The following is a 16,968-nucleotide window of genomic DNA, read 5'->3' on the forward strand; positions in this document are numbered from 1 at the left end:
TTTTAATGAATTACAGCAGCTATGGTTTAAAGCAGCTTTCTTAAATAACTTGCCAAACCACAAAGTTCGGCCTCAAACTCTAACTGATGAACATCAGCGCCGTCTAAAAAGCGCGGTATTTGTAATAAATCGGTTTGTGGGGTGAGCATACCCGACTGAACAGTCGTTGCCGTTCTAACGTTACAATCACTTAACCAGGGCAGCTGAGTTAAGTAATACTCACCACTAGGGTAACAAAAGTGCTGTAAATCCTCTTTAGTCATCACTTGTGATAAAAACTGTATGTTTTCCATGATTTCATTTTTAAACGCTTGCTCTTCTTGGGGCGAACAATGACGATGTGTATGAAGTTGAATATCAACATTTAGCTTCTTAAGCGCTAACATCTCATCAAGGTTTAATGAACGAAACATCAACTGATTATTGTGCAACAGGCTATGACCTAATTGTTCACTTATTTGACAGAGAATTTCTTGTCGTTCCTGAAAAGCTACTGACTGTAACGCACAGCTAATCTCATCAACAATCTGTGAAATCTTATGCTTTTCAATAAGACATTCAATAGTACTATCTAATCGGTCATCATTAACTTTTACGCTTTTCCCAATAGATTTCCAAAAAAGATAAGCAAGCGCTACATTAATAACTGCACCTTGCTTAGCGGCGTAATAACTCGTGATATAAAGCATTAAAGGAAATTGATGTTTAGCTAACGTTTCACTAATTAACTCGTAAGTCGCCGCCCATCCATCGTCCATGGTTAATACCACACAGTTTTCTTTGTGTGGGTGTTTCGTTGCTTCTTGTAAGCTAACCACTTTATACGAACTATTAGCTAACCATTGCATTCTACTTGCAAAATGCTCAGGCTTCATAAAAAGCTTAGGGCGAAAACTGCTTTCATCCTTATATGAAAAACCATGGTAACAAAGCACGCAAGTATTACCTTTGTTTAACTGTTTAGCTAACCAAAAGCCGCCTGCGTACTTAATTACCAGTAATATGGCTATTTTAATCGCTTTAAACACGAACGCATGAACTCCTTTGAAAATGACCATAAGTTTTTAAAATACAAGCCTCTATCACCTGGATAAAGTAGATCGGCTTTTATGGTAGGATTCAAAAATAGCCAGAAAAACTCTGCCACAATAACTAATTTTTTACCGCGACTAATCTGTTTATCCTTTAAAGACGACAACATATAACCAAAATCTGCTGGCAAAGCATTTCTTACATTCACGCTTTTTGTCAATCGTATCGGATTTTTAGGGACTAACTGCTCAAAGAAGTAATCCAGATGAATACACGGAAAATGTACACCTGCTAGAATGTCTAAATTTAATGCCGCCCAATACCTTGAGTTTAGCTCTATAAAGTCAAAGGTTTGTTTATCTTTATCCCACTTATACTCAACCATTGCTGGGCCATTCCAGTTAAGAAATTTTAACCGTGCTTTAGCATCTTCATACATCTCTTGTTGCCACCAACTTTGACGCAACGAGGTTAAACCGCCAGTATGCGGGTTTTCATGTGTTGCAACCGCCATTGACTCTGCTAATAATTTTCCATCTTGATACAAAAGGTTTACTGTCGCTTTAACGCCTGAACTGCAATCTTGCACTATCGCTTTGTTATAAAGCGTAAAAATATATTCAACCGCTTCTTTGGCGGCTTCCTCTGTTTCGGCTTTGATAATATTGGCATCGTCACCACCTTTAGCATAGAAGCCATCCCCTTTAATAAATAATGGATATTGCCATTCTGTAGTCTCAGACCAATTCATAGAGTTCGCATCAGAAATGACTTGAGTATTGGAAATATTATCAGTTAATTGTTTATCTCCACTTTGCAAAAAGCCGTCAAAAACATCTGCTTTACACAAGCATCGATATACCTCTTCCTCTGAGCTTGATATAGGAAGTAGGTGTTTAAATTCTTGGTAATCGTCCCTAATGGCTAAATAAAAAGCCTCGCTTGGAATAATAGCGCTAATATCATATTCAGTAATATACTGTCTTAACCATGTTAAATAATTATTATCATAATTAGGGCACCGTATTGATTGATGGGCATAATTTGACTGACAACCTAATGCGCCTTCTTTACTTGATGCGGCATGCACTTGATAACCATGTTGACCAAGTGAGCGAATTACGGCAATCGCTCCCATTGAATCAGCTTGAGGAACCAAGACATGGTATTTATTTCGCCAATTTTGCTCTATCAATGAGTCATGCTGCATCATTTCGTTATCCTGCACTAAATTTATTAGCAATAATTAAGAGCTAGGCTTAACACAAACCTAGACTCTGTCTCGTGCCACGGGGTAAAGCGTTTAATTTGAAATCTATCTAAATTAAAATGACTTAATAACCCCCAATCAGTTGAAAAAGCGGCACTAAAACCCGCTTCTTTAACCATAGCAATATGGGTATCATCAAAGTCTTGTTGATACCGACCATTAGGGTAAGCAAAATAGTGAACGTCTTTACCTAAAATGCCTTCAAGAATACTTTTACTTTGCTGTATTTCTTGCTGAGCGTCACGCTCAATTTCACTCATTAATATGGGATGATTATGCGTATGAGCCCCAATGCCCATCCCCGAATCACTTAAAATAACAACTTGTTCTTTTGTTAAGAATTGATTGTTAAGTGACGTTAATTCAGTTTCATTTAACAAGGTTTTTATTAATTCATTTCGTTTTTTAACAGAACAATATTTGATTTCTTCTAGGCAAGATTTCATACAATGATGACGTTCTTCGATACTGATCAAACTATAATGTTTGTTATTGAAAGAGATAGCCCGTTTAGGCGTATTGATCACAGTAAAAGCAACCAGCTCATCCCACAAATACTGTTCTTGTAGTCCCGCGGTACTAATGAAAAATGTTGCGGTGAGTTGGTGTTTTTTTAATAAAGGAAAAATGGTATTAAAACTATCGGCATAACCATCATCAATAGTGATAGCCACTGAGCGCGGAGGTAACTTCCCTGCTTTTTGTAATGCTAAACCTTCGGTTAAATCAATAGGATTAAAATAACGTTTTATCCATAGTAATTGTTGTTCAAATAATGCTTCATTCATTGCAATGGCATTACCTGACGAGCCTACACGATGATAGGTCAATATACTCAATTTATTCTTGCCAAATAAACTAGCAATAACATTCACAAATAGGCTTATTAAGTGACTAATCATATGCGAGATTCCTTCTACCATGAGTAACATGATTTTTCCTGCCTGTTAAGTTAGCACTTTTTTTCTCTTTATTAACAAGTTCAGTCAAAACATGGGTCAAAGCAAACAAGGCAAAAGATAAATCAAAGTAAGGCAAACTCAATGCTGCACCCCCCGCACAATAAGCCACTAACGACACTTTTAGCATTCTGGCTAAATTAATTACCCACTCATCTTGAGAGTGTTTTGTTACCCACGACAATTTTCGATAGGCAACAAGTAAAATAATTAAAAAGATAAATAAGCCAACAAAGCCTTGATCGCCTAACACTTGAAAATAAATGCTATGGGCTGCTTTAGCCTTATTAACGGTAAAACCACTGGTATCAACAATAAAATCTAACTTATAAAATTCAGGTTCGTACATTATCCAAATGACTTGATTTTGCCCTGCTTTAAAGCCTCCACCAAATATAGGGTGGTCAATTGCCATTAACGTTGCTTGTTTCCATGCTAACACCCTGCCCAAAAAGGAAGCGTCTTGATCCATGGTTTCAATGGTATCCATACGTTCTGTCCACTCATCACTGACAAATAAACTACTAATGGAAACAGCAAAAATAAGTAAGATTGATACCAATACTTTTCGTTTACTTTGTAAGAAAAAATACCCTGCAAGGACTAATAGACCCAATAATCCCCCTCGAGAATAAGAGCCTAATATAGCTAAAACATTAAGGGAAATTGCGCCAGCAAGTGCTATTTTTAGCCATTTTGATTTCGTTTGAGTAAAAAGAAATATAATGATTGGAATAGTCATATTCAAGGCAAGTGCTAGTTCATTTCGATCACTCAAACGACTACCTGGTATACCTTCAATCGTATGACCACCGATGGTAACAAAATACTTTAATCCTTCACCTGCACCAAAATATGCTGCTGATAAGCTAATCGCCCACATAAAGACATTGACATGATGTTTAGTCTTTATTGTTAAAATGCATAACACATAAAATATAACGATTTTGAAAAACACATTCCATTCAAACCAAACGACATCAGGGTTTGAAATGGTTAAAATGCTTGAGATAGTCGACCAAATAAAGAAAAATAATATTAATACCGTCAGCGCGGAGCCATCCGTTTTCAATTTATTCTTTTGAAGAACATACGAGAGAATTGTCGCTACCGCGATCAACATATTATAGCGAAATGATGAAGCAAACCCCCAAACCCATCCATTTGGAAAGAACATCGCACTCCAAATCCATAGCGACACCCCGATATATGGGCGTCTAAAAATGAAATAAAGTAAGGCTGGAAAAACAAGAACCAGTAAAATATCACGCATTAGTCATTGTCTTCTTTTTTAATTGCCCAATAGCATAAATAGGCAACAGAAATTAAATTAACTATAAATAATAAGCTATCCATGAGCTGTTATTTCTCCGCGATAATTAGCTATAGTTTGTTTAAATAACTCATATTGTAGGCGACTTGTTTCATCCCAGCTAAATTGTTTAGCAAATTCTCTAACCTCAACACAAGGAGTATTTCGGTTTAAAACATCTTTTATAGCACTGGCAATATTAGCGACTGTACGCTGCTCGATGAGTTGACCTGCAATAGGATCAGTAACCACCTCTTCACAACCCCCTACTTTTGTTGCCACAACAGGCGTTCCACAGGCTAAGGATTCAAGTAATACGTTTGGCATACCTTCTCTGCTAGAGGCTAGCACGAGTAAATCAGCATTGGCGTAAAATTCAATTAATGCTTGTTGTTGAATATTACCAATAAAAAAAACCTTCTCATTTAGGCCAAGCGTTATCACCAAAGCCTCAAGCTCTTTTCTCATTTCACCATCACCGACTATCGCTAATTTTGTATTTTCTAACAAAGCGACAGCTTCAATCACTAAGTGATGCCCCTTTAATTCAATTAAATTACCAACACTCAATACCAACTTCTCATGAGGTTCAATCACCAGTGACTGCTGTGAAAAAGGTACGTCTGGCTTAAATACGGTTAAATCAACACCATTTCTTAAAACATTAGGGGGTTTTGCTTGTGGTGCTATCGACTGCATGCTTTTCTTTAATGCTTGAGAAACAGCCGCAGTACTCTGGGCTTGCATAAGGGTTCGTTGAATGCGTTTTGCCGCGATATTATTTTGTGGAATATAGTTAATATCGCTGCCTCGCGCCGTAACCATGACAGGAATATTAAATTTCTCTCCTAGCCATTGTGCGACTACACCATCAGGATAAAAGTAATGCGCATCAATAATATCAGGGATAAAACCGCTTTCAATAACCTGTGTTAATGCTTTAACACTCGTATGATATAGAAAATAAGGGGTAATATTCATGCCAACTTTAGGTATGACCCAATACTGAGGATGCAAAACATCAACCCCACATCTTTGTTCTTGAAATGTCACATTGCTGTATTTTTTATAATCATTTACAGGCAACCACGACGGAAAATAGGGTACCGGAGCAACCACTTTAACTTTTACATCGGGATAGCGTTTAACTAGCTCCTTCATACGGTTTTCAATAAACACACCATGACGGTGTTGAATATTATTGGGAAAAAGTGTCGTGAAAAGTAAAACATTCATTACTTTATTATCGCCTGATACACAGGTAAGTAATTACTCACACTTGCCTTCCAATTTCGCTCAGACTCCACATAATGTCGCCCATTTTCAATGACTGACTTGCCCACCGTATCATTTGCCAAGAATTGAATAACTCGTTCACTTAAGTCAACGACATTTCCTGCTTGAAAAAGAAAACCATTTTGGTTATCGGTAATGAGTTCGTGGTGACCTCCAACATTTGATGCCAAAACAATTTTCCCTTGTGCCATTGCTTCTAACGGCTTTAATGGCGTAACCAAGTCAGTTAAGCGCATCGTTTTTCTAGGGTAAACGAGTAAATCGACTAAACTATAATATTTACCGACTTCTTCATGAGGCACTCTGCCAGTAAATATTACTTTGTCTTCTATGCCCAATAATGAAACTTGGTGTTTTAAATTCTGCTCTTGTGGTCCACCGCCTACTAAGAGCAACCTGACATTGGCATTACTTTTTAAAATAGCTGGCATTGCTTCAATGAGTAAATCGAGCCCTTCATAAGCATAAAAAGACCCTAAAAAACCTAAGACATGACAACCCGTTAAGTTTAACGACAGTTCAAGTTGTTTATGTTTTTCACTAATCACTTCAAATTGTTCAACATTGACCGCATTTGGGATCACTGTAAACTTTTCTTTGGCGAAGCCTCGAGCAATTAAATCATTTTTTAAACCTTGGCATATGGTTGTCACGGCATCTGCATGTTTCACAACATGAGTTTCTAATTTCCGCGTCAGTCGATAACGTAAATCACCTTCTTTACAGGTGCCATGATCTACTGCGGCATCTTCCCAAAAGGCTCTAATTTCATACACTACAGGTAGCCCAGACTTTCTACCCGCTTTTAGCGCAGCTATGCCGTTTAGTGCAGGAGAATGCGCATGAATCACGTCAGGTTTTTCAAGCGCTATTACCTCGAGTATGCGTTTAACCATAGGGGCAATATTTGCCATTTGATTCAATACAGGTAATTTCGCCATAACACCTGAAGTTGGTGCGCTACGATAAAAAGTTAAGCCATCAACTTCATCAACACTCGCTTCATCATTACCATGTTTTGGGCTTGTAACATGACAGGTTTCAATACCTAGTGCGTGCTGTTGTTTAATAATAGAGCGGCTTCTAAAAGTATAACCACTATGAAGAGGGATTGAGTGATCAAATACGTGCAATACTTTCATCAATTACTCCGCTTGCGATTGTTTATAAAAAGAAGCAAACATTAATAAAGTCCACAGAGGTGCACTATATTCTCTTCTTCCTGATTGGTGGTCGTCTAACCAACGCTTTATGGTATCCATATTAAAGAGCCCGGTGGCACGCATTTCATCGCTAAGTAACGCTTGACGAAGTTTATCTTTGAGTGGACCTTTAAACCAATCGGCTAACGGCACTCTAAAGCCCATTTTGTTGCGATATAAAACATCTTCAGGTAAGTGTGGTTCCATTGCTTTCTTCAATAAATATTTGCCACAACCTTGCTTTAATTTCAACGTTGTTGGGACTTGTGCTGTCCACTCAACAAATTTGTGATCTAAGAATGGGACTCTAACTTCTAAGCTGTGCGCCATACTGGCTCTATCTACTTTCGTTAAAATATCGCCCACTAGATAGGTTTTAATATCTAGATATTGAATTAATGAAAGCGGGTCATCACCATCAAAGTTTTTTTGGTGTTCTCTAAAGACTTCCAAAGCAGAATACCCATTTAACTCTTGATTTAGTTGTGAAGAAAATAGCTCTTTTCTTTGTTGGTTGTTTAACAAGGACACACCGTGAAAGTAACCTTCTGCTGTATCCATAGCTAATGACTGAAACGTGGTTTTCGCTCTTAAAAATTGAGGAGCCCAATCCAATTTTGGGTATAGTTTTCCTAATAAGCCAAAAACAGGTTTTCGTATAGCGTAAGGCAAGACTGAACGTACTTTCTCTTCATTCATCATTAACCCATAACGTCGATAGCCTGCTAATAATTCATCGGCACCATCACCAGACAAACAAACGGTCACTTTTTCTCGAGCTAATTGACACACGCGATACGTGGGCATCGCCGAACTATCCGCATAGGGTTCATCGTATAGCTGTGCTAAAGAGTCTACGAGGGCAAAGTCATCACTTGCCACTATTTTTTCTTGATGATCAGTTGCATAACGTTTTGCCACTTGGAGGGCAAAATCTGTTTCATTATAGTCTTTTACATCAAAACCTATTGAGCATGTTGTTACTGAGTTATCAGAAATTTGCGACATCATCGCGACTACTGCACTTGAATCGACACCACCCGATAAAAACGAACCTAATGGCACATCTGCCATCATATGGCTTTCAACAGCAGTTTTTAATTCTTGATCCATTTGAGTGAGCAACTGTTCTTCTGATAATGGACTTTGTTTTGCATAACTAACATCCCAATATTGCGTGATAGTCGGCTGAGTATCTCCTACTTTAATCGTTAAATTGTGTCCCGGTGACAGTTTAGCAACTTGCTGATATATAGTATGTGGCTCTGCAACATACCCTAAGGCAAAGTACTGTTCTATGGCTTTGGCATCAATTTTTTTATCAAGCCCTGGCACTAAGGCGATACTTTTTAATTCTGATGCAAAATAAAGGGTTTCATTAATAATGGCGTAAAAGAGTGGTTTAATTCCTAAGCGATCGCGAGCGATAAAGAGGCTTTGCTCTGCCTTATTCCAAATAGCAAACGTAAACATACCTTGTAGTTTTTCAACACAACGCTCATCCCACTGCATATAGGCATGTAATATAACTTCAGTATCGCTATGGCTATGAAAGCTATGCCCTAACTGTTCAAGCTCTTTACGTATTGCTTTAAAGTTATAAATCTCACCATTAAAAATTAAAACATAGTTGCTGTCATCACTTAGCATTGGCTGCTGCCCAGAAGATAAGTCAATAATTGATAATCGTCTATGACCTAAAGCAACATGCTCATCAATAAACTCTCCTCCTTCATCTGGACCTCGATGAAATTGAGCTTGATTCATTTGCGCCAGTAGCGCTTGATTGACTTCTGTACCTGCTTTTAAATTAATAAAGCCAGTGATACCACACATAATCTAGATTATCCTTTACCTAACAGCACGTTATACTCATGTAAGTATGCCTGCACCATGTTTTTCTCATTAAAATGATTAACTATTCGCTCTCTGGCTTGTTCACCGTGCTCTGTAATTAACCTTGGTTTGTTTATATATGTTCTAATCGCTTTAGCCAGAGCCTCAGGGTTACTTTTATCAACGAGAAAACCTTCAACACCATCAGTTACAACCTCAGGAATACCACCAACATTTGTTGATACTACGGCCGTTTTGCCAGACATCGCCTCGAGTATAGTCATCGGTATTCCTTCAGCTAATGAAGATAAGACAAAGATATCAGTCTCTGCAATTATTTGGGCAACATCATCTCTTGCCCCTAAAAACCTCACGGAATTTAGTTTATTAGTCTGACAATAACTTTCTAATGCGACTCTTTGCTCGCCATCTCCTACAATTGCCAGCTGAGGCATATCTTGTTCAGACAATTCTCGTTGTAAAATAACCAGTGCTTTCAATAAGGTTAAATGATCTTTAACGGGGGTGATCCGAGCGACAATTGCTAAGCGAATATGGTGACTTGGTACTTTTGGCAAATTAAATTGTTCAGTATCAATACCATTTGCTATTAGTAAGGCTTTAGCATCAGATATACCCACGTGATGTATTAGCCACTGATACAAATCATCACTCACACACACATAACGCTGAATAAAAAAAGCCATTAACTTTCTTAGTATATTGTGCTTTTTATTGAACCCCTGAGGATCGGCAATATCACGGCCATGTTCTGCATGGATGTGCCCTTTTACACCCGCTAACCATGCTATTGGATGATACTCAATAGTCGGTAAATTATAGGTATGCAAAACTTGAGGTTTTAATTTTTTTAATAACTTATACAGTTTGAAGTGCAAGCCAAAATCATTGCCTGATTTTTTATTTAAGCAAAATACTTCTATCGGATTACCTTCATCTTGTGCAAAATTATTCGCATCTGTTAATGAAATAATAATATGACGAAACGGTTCATCAACCAGTTTGTTGATACAATTAAGCATGACACGCTCTAAACCGCCAATATCCAATCGATATATTAAGTGAACAATAATAGGCGCTTTATTACTTTGCGAAGTCAACAGAAAACTCCTCTAAATGCGCCGCACTAAAAGCACGTTTAAGCATCTCTTTTGCTTCATTAAAATCTTGTATGCCTACTACAGAAATGGCTCTTATTTCACTGTAATCTGATTGACGAGATAAACTATTCCACCCTTGTAATAGCTTAGTTTTAGTAGCGCTAATTTCGTAATGTTCACCGATTTTATATTGATATAGGTAGCTTCTAGCACTGCCATTAATACTACGCAAATGTATCAATTGAGCGAGCTTATTCTCTACTTGCAATACTTCACTGCCAACTTCAGTCCATTTATCTGGATTATGAGTAACATTTTTCCATGTTATCAATTCGCCTTGAGTTTGTTTGTTCCCGTATTCTGCACGATAAAACTCTAATTGTTCTTTCTGTGTATGAATTACTTGCAGAGCATCTTCAAAGTTAATCCCCCATGAAGAGGATACTTTATTTGCAGTTATTGGATGATCTTTAGCGACTTCAATAACAGGTATTGCTTTGACGATAAAATAACTTAAAAACAGAAAAATCACAGCAAACATAGGAGGAGCAACCTGAAAACCAACCTCAGTTGTTGATAATTCTTTTATTTGAGATGCTTTCCCTTGTTGTTCAGTATCCGCAAAAAACCCGCCAACCCAAAACATAATCATGATAACAAAGCCAAAGAATATCCAGCCATAAATCAAGTGATCTGCACCCGTTGCATATTCCATATCTGAATAATAGGCAATAGCAACTATGCCATAAGCTCTAAGGCCATTGGCGAGTATAGGCAGTGCAACAGCAAATAAGATAAAGAGCCATTGTTTATACGCTTTTTGGTAGGTTAAATACGCATACAAAGTTCCTACGGCTACTGAAGCAATTAAATAACGAATGCCTGAACAAGCAACCGCCACTTCAAACATACCGGTAGGGACTTGAATATATAATCCATCTCTGAATACAGGAATACCGTTAATTTTCAAAAAGGCGACTGTAAACCAAGCCGTAACATCTTGTAACCATGGTATTAAGTTCTCACCCATTGGTACGGAAAACAACAAAAACACTAACGGAAATTTATAATGCCAAGCAAGTTTGTCGCCTAGCATCAACCAGACTATAGCAATGAATGACACAACAGCAGATAACTGGCTTAAAACGCTAATATCTACGGCGTAAGAAAAAACCCCAACAAAAAGTGACCCCAAAAGAAACGGTAAAGCGAACCAACTTTGTTTAATTTTAGCTTGAAGCAATACTTCTTTATCTCGCCAAAATAACCACAAGCTAATAGGGAATATAAAATAACCATGAGCGAAGGTATCAGAACGTGACCATATTGACTCCATCGCCAACAATGCATCTTGGTATAACACTCCCCATGTTAGTAATAATAGGCTAGCTATAATAAGAAAACGCTTGTCGGTAACTGTGCTCCCTTCTTGCATTAACTTGTCTCCTGCTTTACTGAGAAATATTGTGCTAAAGGTTTCAACGTTTGTTGCCATGTAAAATGTTCAATAATCCACTTTCTATTATCGAGTGATTTTTCTTGATTTAAACCTAAGAAATCTAGGCAAGCCTGAGCAAATTCTTTTTCATTATCAGTGATAATAACGCCCTCACTTTCATGTGCATTAATCCCCTCCATTGCCATGGTTGATACAATCACTGGACGATTTAGCGACATAGCCTCAAGCACTTTATTTTGAATGCCTCGAGCTATTTGTAATGGCGCAACAACACATTGAGCTTTAGCGATAAATGGTCTAATGTCATGTACTCGACCGGTCACCATAATACCTTTTTGTTTTGCTAGCGCTTGTATTTCACTACTAGGGTTTCCACCAACAATAGCAAACTGAGCTTGTTCATTTTTTTGTAAAATCAGCGGCCAAACCTTTTTAACAAACCAAATAACGGCATCAACATTCGCCCAGTAGTCCATCGCCCCGGTAAAAACAATAAACGGCTCTTTAGGTAATAAAGGCTCATTAGTAAAGGCTTTTTCAGGATCAAAAAAATCGACATCAACACCGTTTAGTAAGCCATGAATTTTATCTTGTTGAGCTACGGGTTGGCGGCTTGAAAAAAGTGCGGCTTCATCAGGAGAAACAAATAAGCTGTGATCAAACTCTGCACAAATAGTATTTTCATATTGAGCAAGTAATTGATATTCTCGATTAAAAACCCACTCTGCAATACCTGATTTCTTATCTGCGTATTGTCGCCATTTATCTGAATCAACATCGACAAAGTCTATCACTCGCTCACAATCAGCTAATTGAGTAAACTGGCCCGACTCAACATATTGCGCCATTGACGATGAATAGATAAATATTTTCTTTATTTGATGTTGTGAACTGATACGGCTAACCCATTGAGACATACGCTTATCAAAATAATAAGGGAGTGTAATGGGTTTACCTGTTAAAAAAGCACGTAAACCTTTTATTTTAGCTAACGTTTTATGTTGGTCTAAATAAAATAAGGACGTGCAATGTTGCGCTAAGGTTTCAACATATTGCTTATCAAAAGGGTCATCAATAAAACATCCCAAGTACACGTCATATTGCTCATTAAGCTTTTTTAAAATATTAAATGAGCGAATTTTATCCCCTTTATTTGGCGGAAAAGGAATACGATGACATAGAAATAATAACGGTTCTTTTTTCATACTTAGCAGAGGCATTTTCTATCCTAAATACTTAGATAAAAAAGGCCCTAAGAACTGACTTATGCGCAATGGTAACTTCTGCCACATGCGAATAAAGTATTTATACTTAGGATTATTTGGGCTTAGATTTGGTAACGATTCTGCTTTGACTAAGTGATAGTAATAAAAAAGAGGCTGTGGCTCCATCCCCCAGTTTTTCTTATATTTATAAGGGCCACTATCATTTTTACTACGACCAAAATCAAACCATGTATAACCTTTTTCATTTGCATGGCATAGCACTTGATAATACATAAAGTCAGCACTTTTTAAATAGCGGGCATCATCATTGCCACCACCATAGTAAGGCAACACCTGATCATTATAATAAAAATTCATCACCGCACTTGATGGCTTGTTATCTTTACCTGCAATAATAGTAATATCAATATCACCAGCAAAAACGTCCATTAAATTTTTAAAGTAACTTTTGCAAAAAATAGGAGTACCAAGGTTTCTATAGCTTGTTGACAATAAATGATAAAAATCGTCTAAGGAGGATTTGTCTTGAGTAATCTCACATGTCAGTTCATTTTTCAATGAGTGCCTAACAACAGCTCTTTGTTTTTTGCGGATGTTTTTTAAAATATCTTCAGGTGTATTCGCAATTTCACACCCAAAGGTACTATGGGCTTGTTTAAGCAACAATGAAGAGTTTTGCTGCGTTTTGTATCGTAACTCTAAATAATCAACATTAAGTTGTTCCGCAAGTTCACAGGCTTTTTGTTCGAGAGCTCTTAATACTTCATCGTCTTTGGCTATCGCCCCACCATAAACACAAAAAGGTGTTGATATAAGCGCATGGCCAAAAAGTGCACTCTTGACTTCAACAAGAGGTAAAATACCAGTAATTTCATCTTGCTGTTTTGAATATAAATAATAACAGTCGTGATTAAATGTTTTTTCAATAACGGTTTTCCAACCACTTAAATGAAAAAAACTACCATGACCGTGCTCTTTAACAAAGCGATCCCATTGGTGGTTTTTTTCAGCTGATAACGTATTTATATTACACTGATTATTCAAGTTTCCATTCTCTACTAGTGATTGTTGCGTGTTGTTATTGCGCTATTTTTTGGCTAAATAAACATTTCTCATGGTATCCCACTGATAATCCTTCAGCAGATTAACGACTTTTGCTTCCATTTTAGAGAGGTTTAAATAATGCCTTAATTTTGATTTTATTGTTGCCCCCTCAATACGTGGTTGATGAGGGTCTATTTCCCAAGGGTGAAAATAAAAACTATAGGGCTGTTGTTCTGTTTTCAAAAAGTTATCAATTCGCTTTTTCGACAACCAATAAGGATAAAGACGGAAATAGCCACCGCCACCTATACCAATATTCTTATCATTTTTTCGTACCGTAGGAATAGGGATTTCTATAATCCCCTCGGGCCTTGTATAACAAAAACGAGGCCATTTGGGTACGCCATATAAATCATGTTCTATAGGGTAAGTACTTGAGCTGTATTCAAAACCTAACTCTAGCAACACATCGTATGCCCAAGTGTTGTCATCATTAATAGAAAAACTAGGCGCTCTGTACCCTGTTACAACTTGCCCTGATGCATCTTCAAGTAACTGCTTACTTAACTCAACATCTTGTTTGAATTGAGCACGATCCATATGACTAACTCGTTGATGTGCATAACCATGGCTTGCTAATTCATGCCCTTGCTCAACTATTGCCTTTATTAAATTAGGACAACGCTCAGCCACCCAACCTAAGGTAAAAAAAGTTCCTTTGGCATTGAATTGTTCAAAAAGTTCTAGCAACCGATAGACATTTGACTCTACACGTAACTCTAAACTTGCCCAATCAGATTTATCTATGTTGTTTTCAAACGCAGAAACATGGAAGTAATCTTCGACATCAACGGTCATTACCTGCTTGTTAGGCATATTATCTAACTGCACCATTTTAGCGCCCTTTACCAAACAACACGACTTCAACCGTTCTTATTAAAATAAGCAAATCGAGTAAAAAGCTACGATGTTTAATATAATAAAGGTCATATTTTAACTTTTCTAAAGAGTCTTTTTCTGTAGCACCATAAGGGTATTTAAGTTGTGCCCAACCTGTTAGCCCTGGCTTAACGTTATGACGTTCATTGTAATAAGGTAAGCTATCAATTAGCTTATTTACAAACTCAGGACGTTCTGGGCGTGGCCCAACAAACCCCATATCTCCTCGCAAAACATTATAAATTTGAGGTAATTCATCAATACGATATTTGCGTAAGTAATGCCCTACCTTAGTGATACGATTGTCATTTTCACTAGCCATTTGAGCACCATTTTTTTCAGCATCTAATCGCATACTTCGAAATTTAATAATATTAAAGGAGTCACCATCAAGCCCTACCCGTTCTTGCTTATAAAACACAGGGGCATTAAAGCCCTCTGTAAATTTAATACATAAAACCGCTATCAACATAATAGGCCAAGTTAATAGCAACAAGAACAAAGCCATAAAGGCATTAAAAAGCCAATCTAATGTATTACGTAAATGGTTGTTAGAAGCAAATCCATTAGAATATATCACCCAACTCGGGTATATTAAATTAACAGCTATTTGCCCTGTTTCACGCTCAATAAAATCTAAAATATCTGTTATTTCAATACCACGAATTTTGCACGCAAACAGTTCATCAACAGGCAGAGTATTTCGTCTTTCATCATTAGCGACCACTATTTCATCTATTTCTTGTTCTAGCGCGTAATTTACTAGAGAAGTCTCTAGTTTAATTTTGGTTTCTTCTTTAATACCATCTTCTGAGTCACCATCCATCACCACAAAACCATGAATGGTGAAATCTTGCCTATCAACATCACGACGCATTCTACGCTCAATAATTGCAGCACGATTACCTGCACCTAAAACCAATACATTTGCTTTATTTAAGCCAAAAAAATTAACTTTAATTGTGATATAACGAAAGAGGCTAACAAACACCATACTCAATACTGATGCAATAGCCAGCACTTCAATAGGTAGAACATAAGGACCATAAAAGGGGTTAATAATGGTGGTACAGAAAAAAGCAATGGCAACGCACATTAATAAGCGTCGAAACACACCTCGATAGTTTTCTCTTAATTTAGAGTTATAAAGACCAAGCGCGAGTGATGATAATTGATTAAACAGGGCAAAAATAATACCGTACAAAAGCAAGAAGCTATTGGGTACTTCTTGGGCACCGGTTACATTAAAAACATTATTAACATAAACAGCCAAAAAAAGAGCACATATAAACAATACTTGCTCTATCAAGATGAGTGACTTACTACCCGCTGATAAATCCCTAAACTTAGAACTAGACATGGATGGCTAGAATCCTTACATAATATTCCATAAAGTCAATCAGTTAACTTGATACACATCAAGACTCATCACTAAAAGTGAGGCAATTCTAACAAAATTGTCACTAATGTTAACGATTAATTTACACTTGTGAATTTTAAATTTGTTAAAAACATCAAAAATGCAATACAATTATATCCTGAATAAAAATTATTTTTACGTAATGAAGGTGATAAACCATGGATATACGTTTTACCGAAGTACTTAAAGTACTCATTTTTACTGCTTGTACTTACTTTCTATCAGGCTGTAGTTCTAACAATACTTTGCCATCAGCAACATTACACCCATCAAATGCCGTTGATATAAACTCATATAAATATCTCATTGGCGCAGGTGATGTATTAAACATTTTTGTTTGGCGAAACCCTGAAGTATCAGGATCTTTTGTTGTTAGACCTGATGGCATGATTACAACTTCGCTTGTTGAAGATATTCCTGTTGCAGGCAAAACGCCAACAGAGTTAGCTCGTTCAATAGAAGAAATCCTAGCAACCTACCTCAGAGACCCAGTTGTAACTGTTACTGTTAATAATTTTGTTGGCCCATTTAGCGAGCAAATAAGAGTTATTGGTGAAGCCGCACAACCTCAAGCTATTAACTATACCCAGCATATGACCTTGCTTGATGTCATGATCAAAGTTGGTGGCTTAACAGAGTTTGCCGATGGTGATGATGCGGTATTAATTCGTATTGAAAATGGAAAACAAACTCAATATGAAATATCAATTGATGAGCTATTAAAAGAAGGTGATATCACTGCTAACGTAGACATGTTTCCTGGCGATATTATTATAATTCCAGAAGCATGGTTTTAATTAATTATTACTCACAGAATCAAGGGAAGCGGTAACATCTTCACGATACCGTCAA

14 protein-coding genes are annotated in these 16,968 nt (G+C 37.1%); 1 reads left to right on the forward strand and 13 read right to left on the reverse strand.

All coding sequences use genetic code 11. The annotated features are described in order from the left end of the window. Positions 1–26: 26 nt before the first annotated feature. The 13 genes from D1094_RS08960 to D1094_RS09020 all read right to left on the reverse strand — a co-directional run bounded on the left by D1094_RS08960 (position 27) and on the right by D1094_RS09020 (position 16,056). The gene (locus tag D1094_RS08960; RefSeq protein ID WP_182440135.1) at positions 27–1,028 is read right to left on the reverse strand and encodes a polysaccharide deacetylase family protein; all 1,002 of its coding nucleotides are present in this window, start codon (positions 1,026–1,028) and stop codon (positions 27–29) included. Continuing rightward, positions 1,007–2,245 (reverse strand): hypothetical protein, encoded by a 1,239-nt coding sequence (locus D1094_RS08965; RefSeq protein ID WP_118959753.1) that lies wholly within the window; start codon positions 2,243–2,245, stop codon positions 1,007–1,009. The genes D1094_RS08960 and D1094_RS08965 overlap by 22 nt, the downstream gene beginning before the upstream one ends. Positions 2,246–2,268: 23 nt before the next feature. Next, positions 2,269–3,204, reverse strand: coding sequence for a polysaccharide deacetylase family protein (locus D1094_RS08970; protein WP_182440136.1), 936 nt, complete (start codon positions 3,202–3,204; stop codon positions 2,269–2,271). Beyond that, the gene (locus D1094_RS08975) at positions 3,197–4,534 is read right to left on the reverse strand and encodes a putative O-glycosylation ligase, exosortase A system-associated (protein WP_118959755.1); all 1,338 of its coding nucleotides are present in this window, start codon (positions 4,532–4,534) and stop codon (positions 3,197–3,199) included. The genes D1094_RS08970 and D1094_RS08975 overlap by 8 nt, the downstream gene beginning before the upstream one ends. A 75-nt stretch (positions 4,535–4,609) precedes the next feature. After that, entirely contained in the window at positions 4,610–5,809 is a 1,200-nt protein-coding gene (locus D1094_RS08980; RefSeq protein ID WP_118959756.1) for a glycosyltransferase, read from the reverse strand. Further along, entirely contained in the window at positions 5,809–7,011 is a 1,203-nt protein-coding gene (locus tag D1094_RS08985) for a TIGR04063 family PEP-CTERM/XrtA system glycosyltransferase (protein WP_118959757.1), read from the reverse strand. The genes D1094_RS08980 and D1094_RS08985 overlap by 1 nt, the downstream gene beginning before the upstream one ends. 3 nt (positions 7,012–7,014) lie before the next feature. After that, entirely contained in the window at positions 7,015–8,907 is a 1,893-nt protein-coding gene (locus tag D1094_RS08990) for an XrtA/PEP-CTERM system amidotransferase (protein ID WP_118959758.1), read from the reverse strand. An 8-nt stretch (positions 8,908–8,915) separates the two neighbouring features. Further along, a complete protein-coding gene (locus tag D1094_RS08995; RefSeq protein WP_182440137.1) occupies positions 8,916–10,028 on the reverse strand; it encodes a TIGR03088 family PEP-CTERM/XrtA system glycosyltransferase in 1,113 nt (370 codons plus the stop codon). Next, on the reverse strand, positions 10,012–11,523 hold the full coding sequence (xrtA, locus tag D1094_RS09000; protein ID WP_118959760.1) for an exosortase A: 1,512 nt from the start codon (positions 11,521–11,523) through the stop codon (positions 10,012–10,014). Before xrtA ends, D1094_RS08995 begins: the two co-directional genes overlap by 17 nt. After that, complete coding sequence (locus D1094_RS09005) at positions 11,463–12,707, reverse strand: TIGR03087 family PEP-CTERM/XrtA system glycosyltransferase (protein WP_118959761.1); 1,245 nt, start codon at positions 12,705–12,707, stop codon at positions 11,463–11,465. Before D1094_RS09005 ends, xrtA begins: the two co-directional genes overlap by 61 nt. Before the next feature lie 3 nt (positions 12,708–12,710). Beyond that, a complete protein-coding gene (locus D1094_RS09010) occupies positions 12,711–13,757 on the reverse strand; it encodes a FemAB family XrtA/PEP-CTERM system-associated protein (protein ID WP_118959762.1) in 1,047 nt (348 codons plus the stop codon). 42 nt (positions 13,758–13,799) lie between these two features. Next, positions 13,800–14,651, reverse strand: coding sequence for an XrtA system polysaccharide deacetylase (locus tag D1094_RS09015; RefSeq protein ID WP_182440138.1), 852 nt, complete (start codon positions 14,649–14,651; stop codon positions 13,800–13,802). Position 14,652: 1 nt separating this feature from the next. Continuing rightward, positions 14,653–16,056, reverse strand: a complete 1,404-nt coding sequence (locus D1094_RS09020) for a TIGR03013 family XrtA/PEP-CTERM system glycosyltransferase (RefSeq protein WP_118959763.1) — start codon at positions 16,054–16,056, stop codon at positions 14,653–14,655. A 218-nt stretch (positions 16,057–16,274) separates the two neighbouring features. On the opposite strand from D1094_RS09020, the gene D1094_RS09025 reads away from it, so the two are divergent. Beyond that, a complete protein-coding gene (locus tag D1094_RS09025) occupies positions 16,275–16,913 on the forward strand; it encodes an XrtA/PEP-CTERM system exopolysaccharide export protein (RefSeq protein WP_118959764.1) in 639 nt (212 codons plus the stop codon). Positions 16,914–16,968 lie beyond the last annotated feature (55 nt).

This window comes from Colwellia sp. RSH04, from assembly GCF_003545765.1.
Taxonomy (GTDB): domain Bacteria; phylum Pseudomonadota; class Gammaproteobacteria; order Enterobacterales; family Alteromonadaceae; genus Colwellia.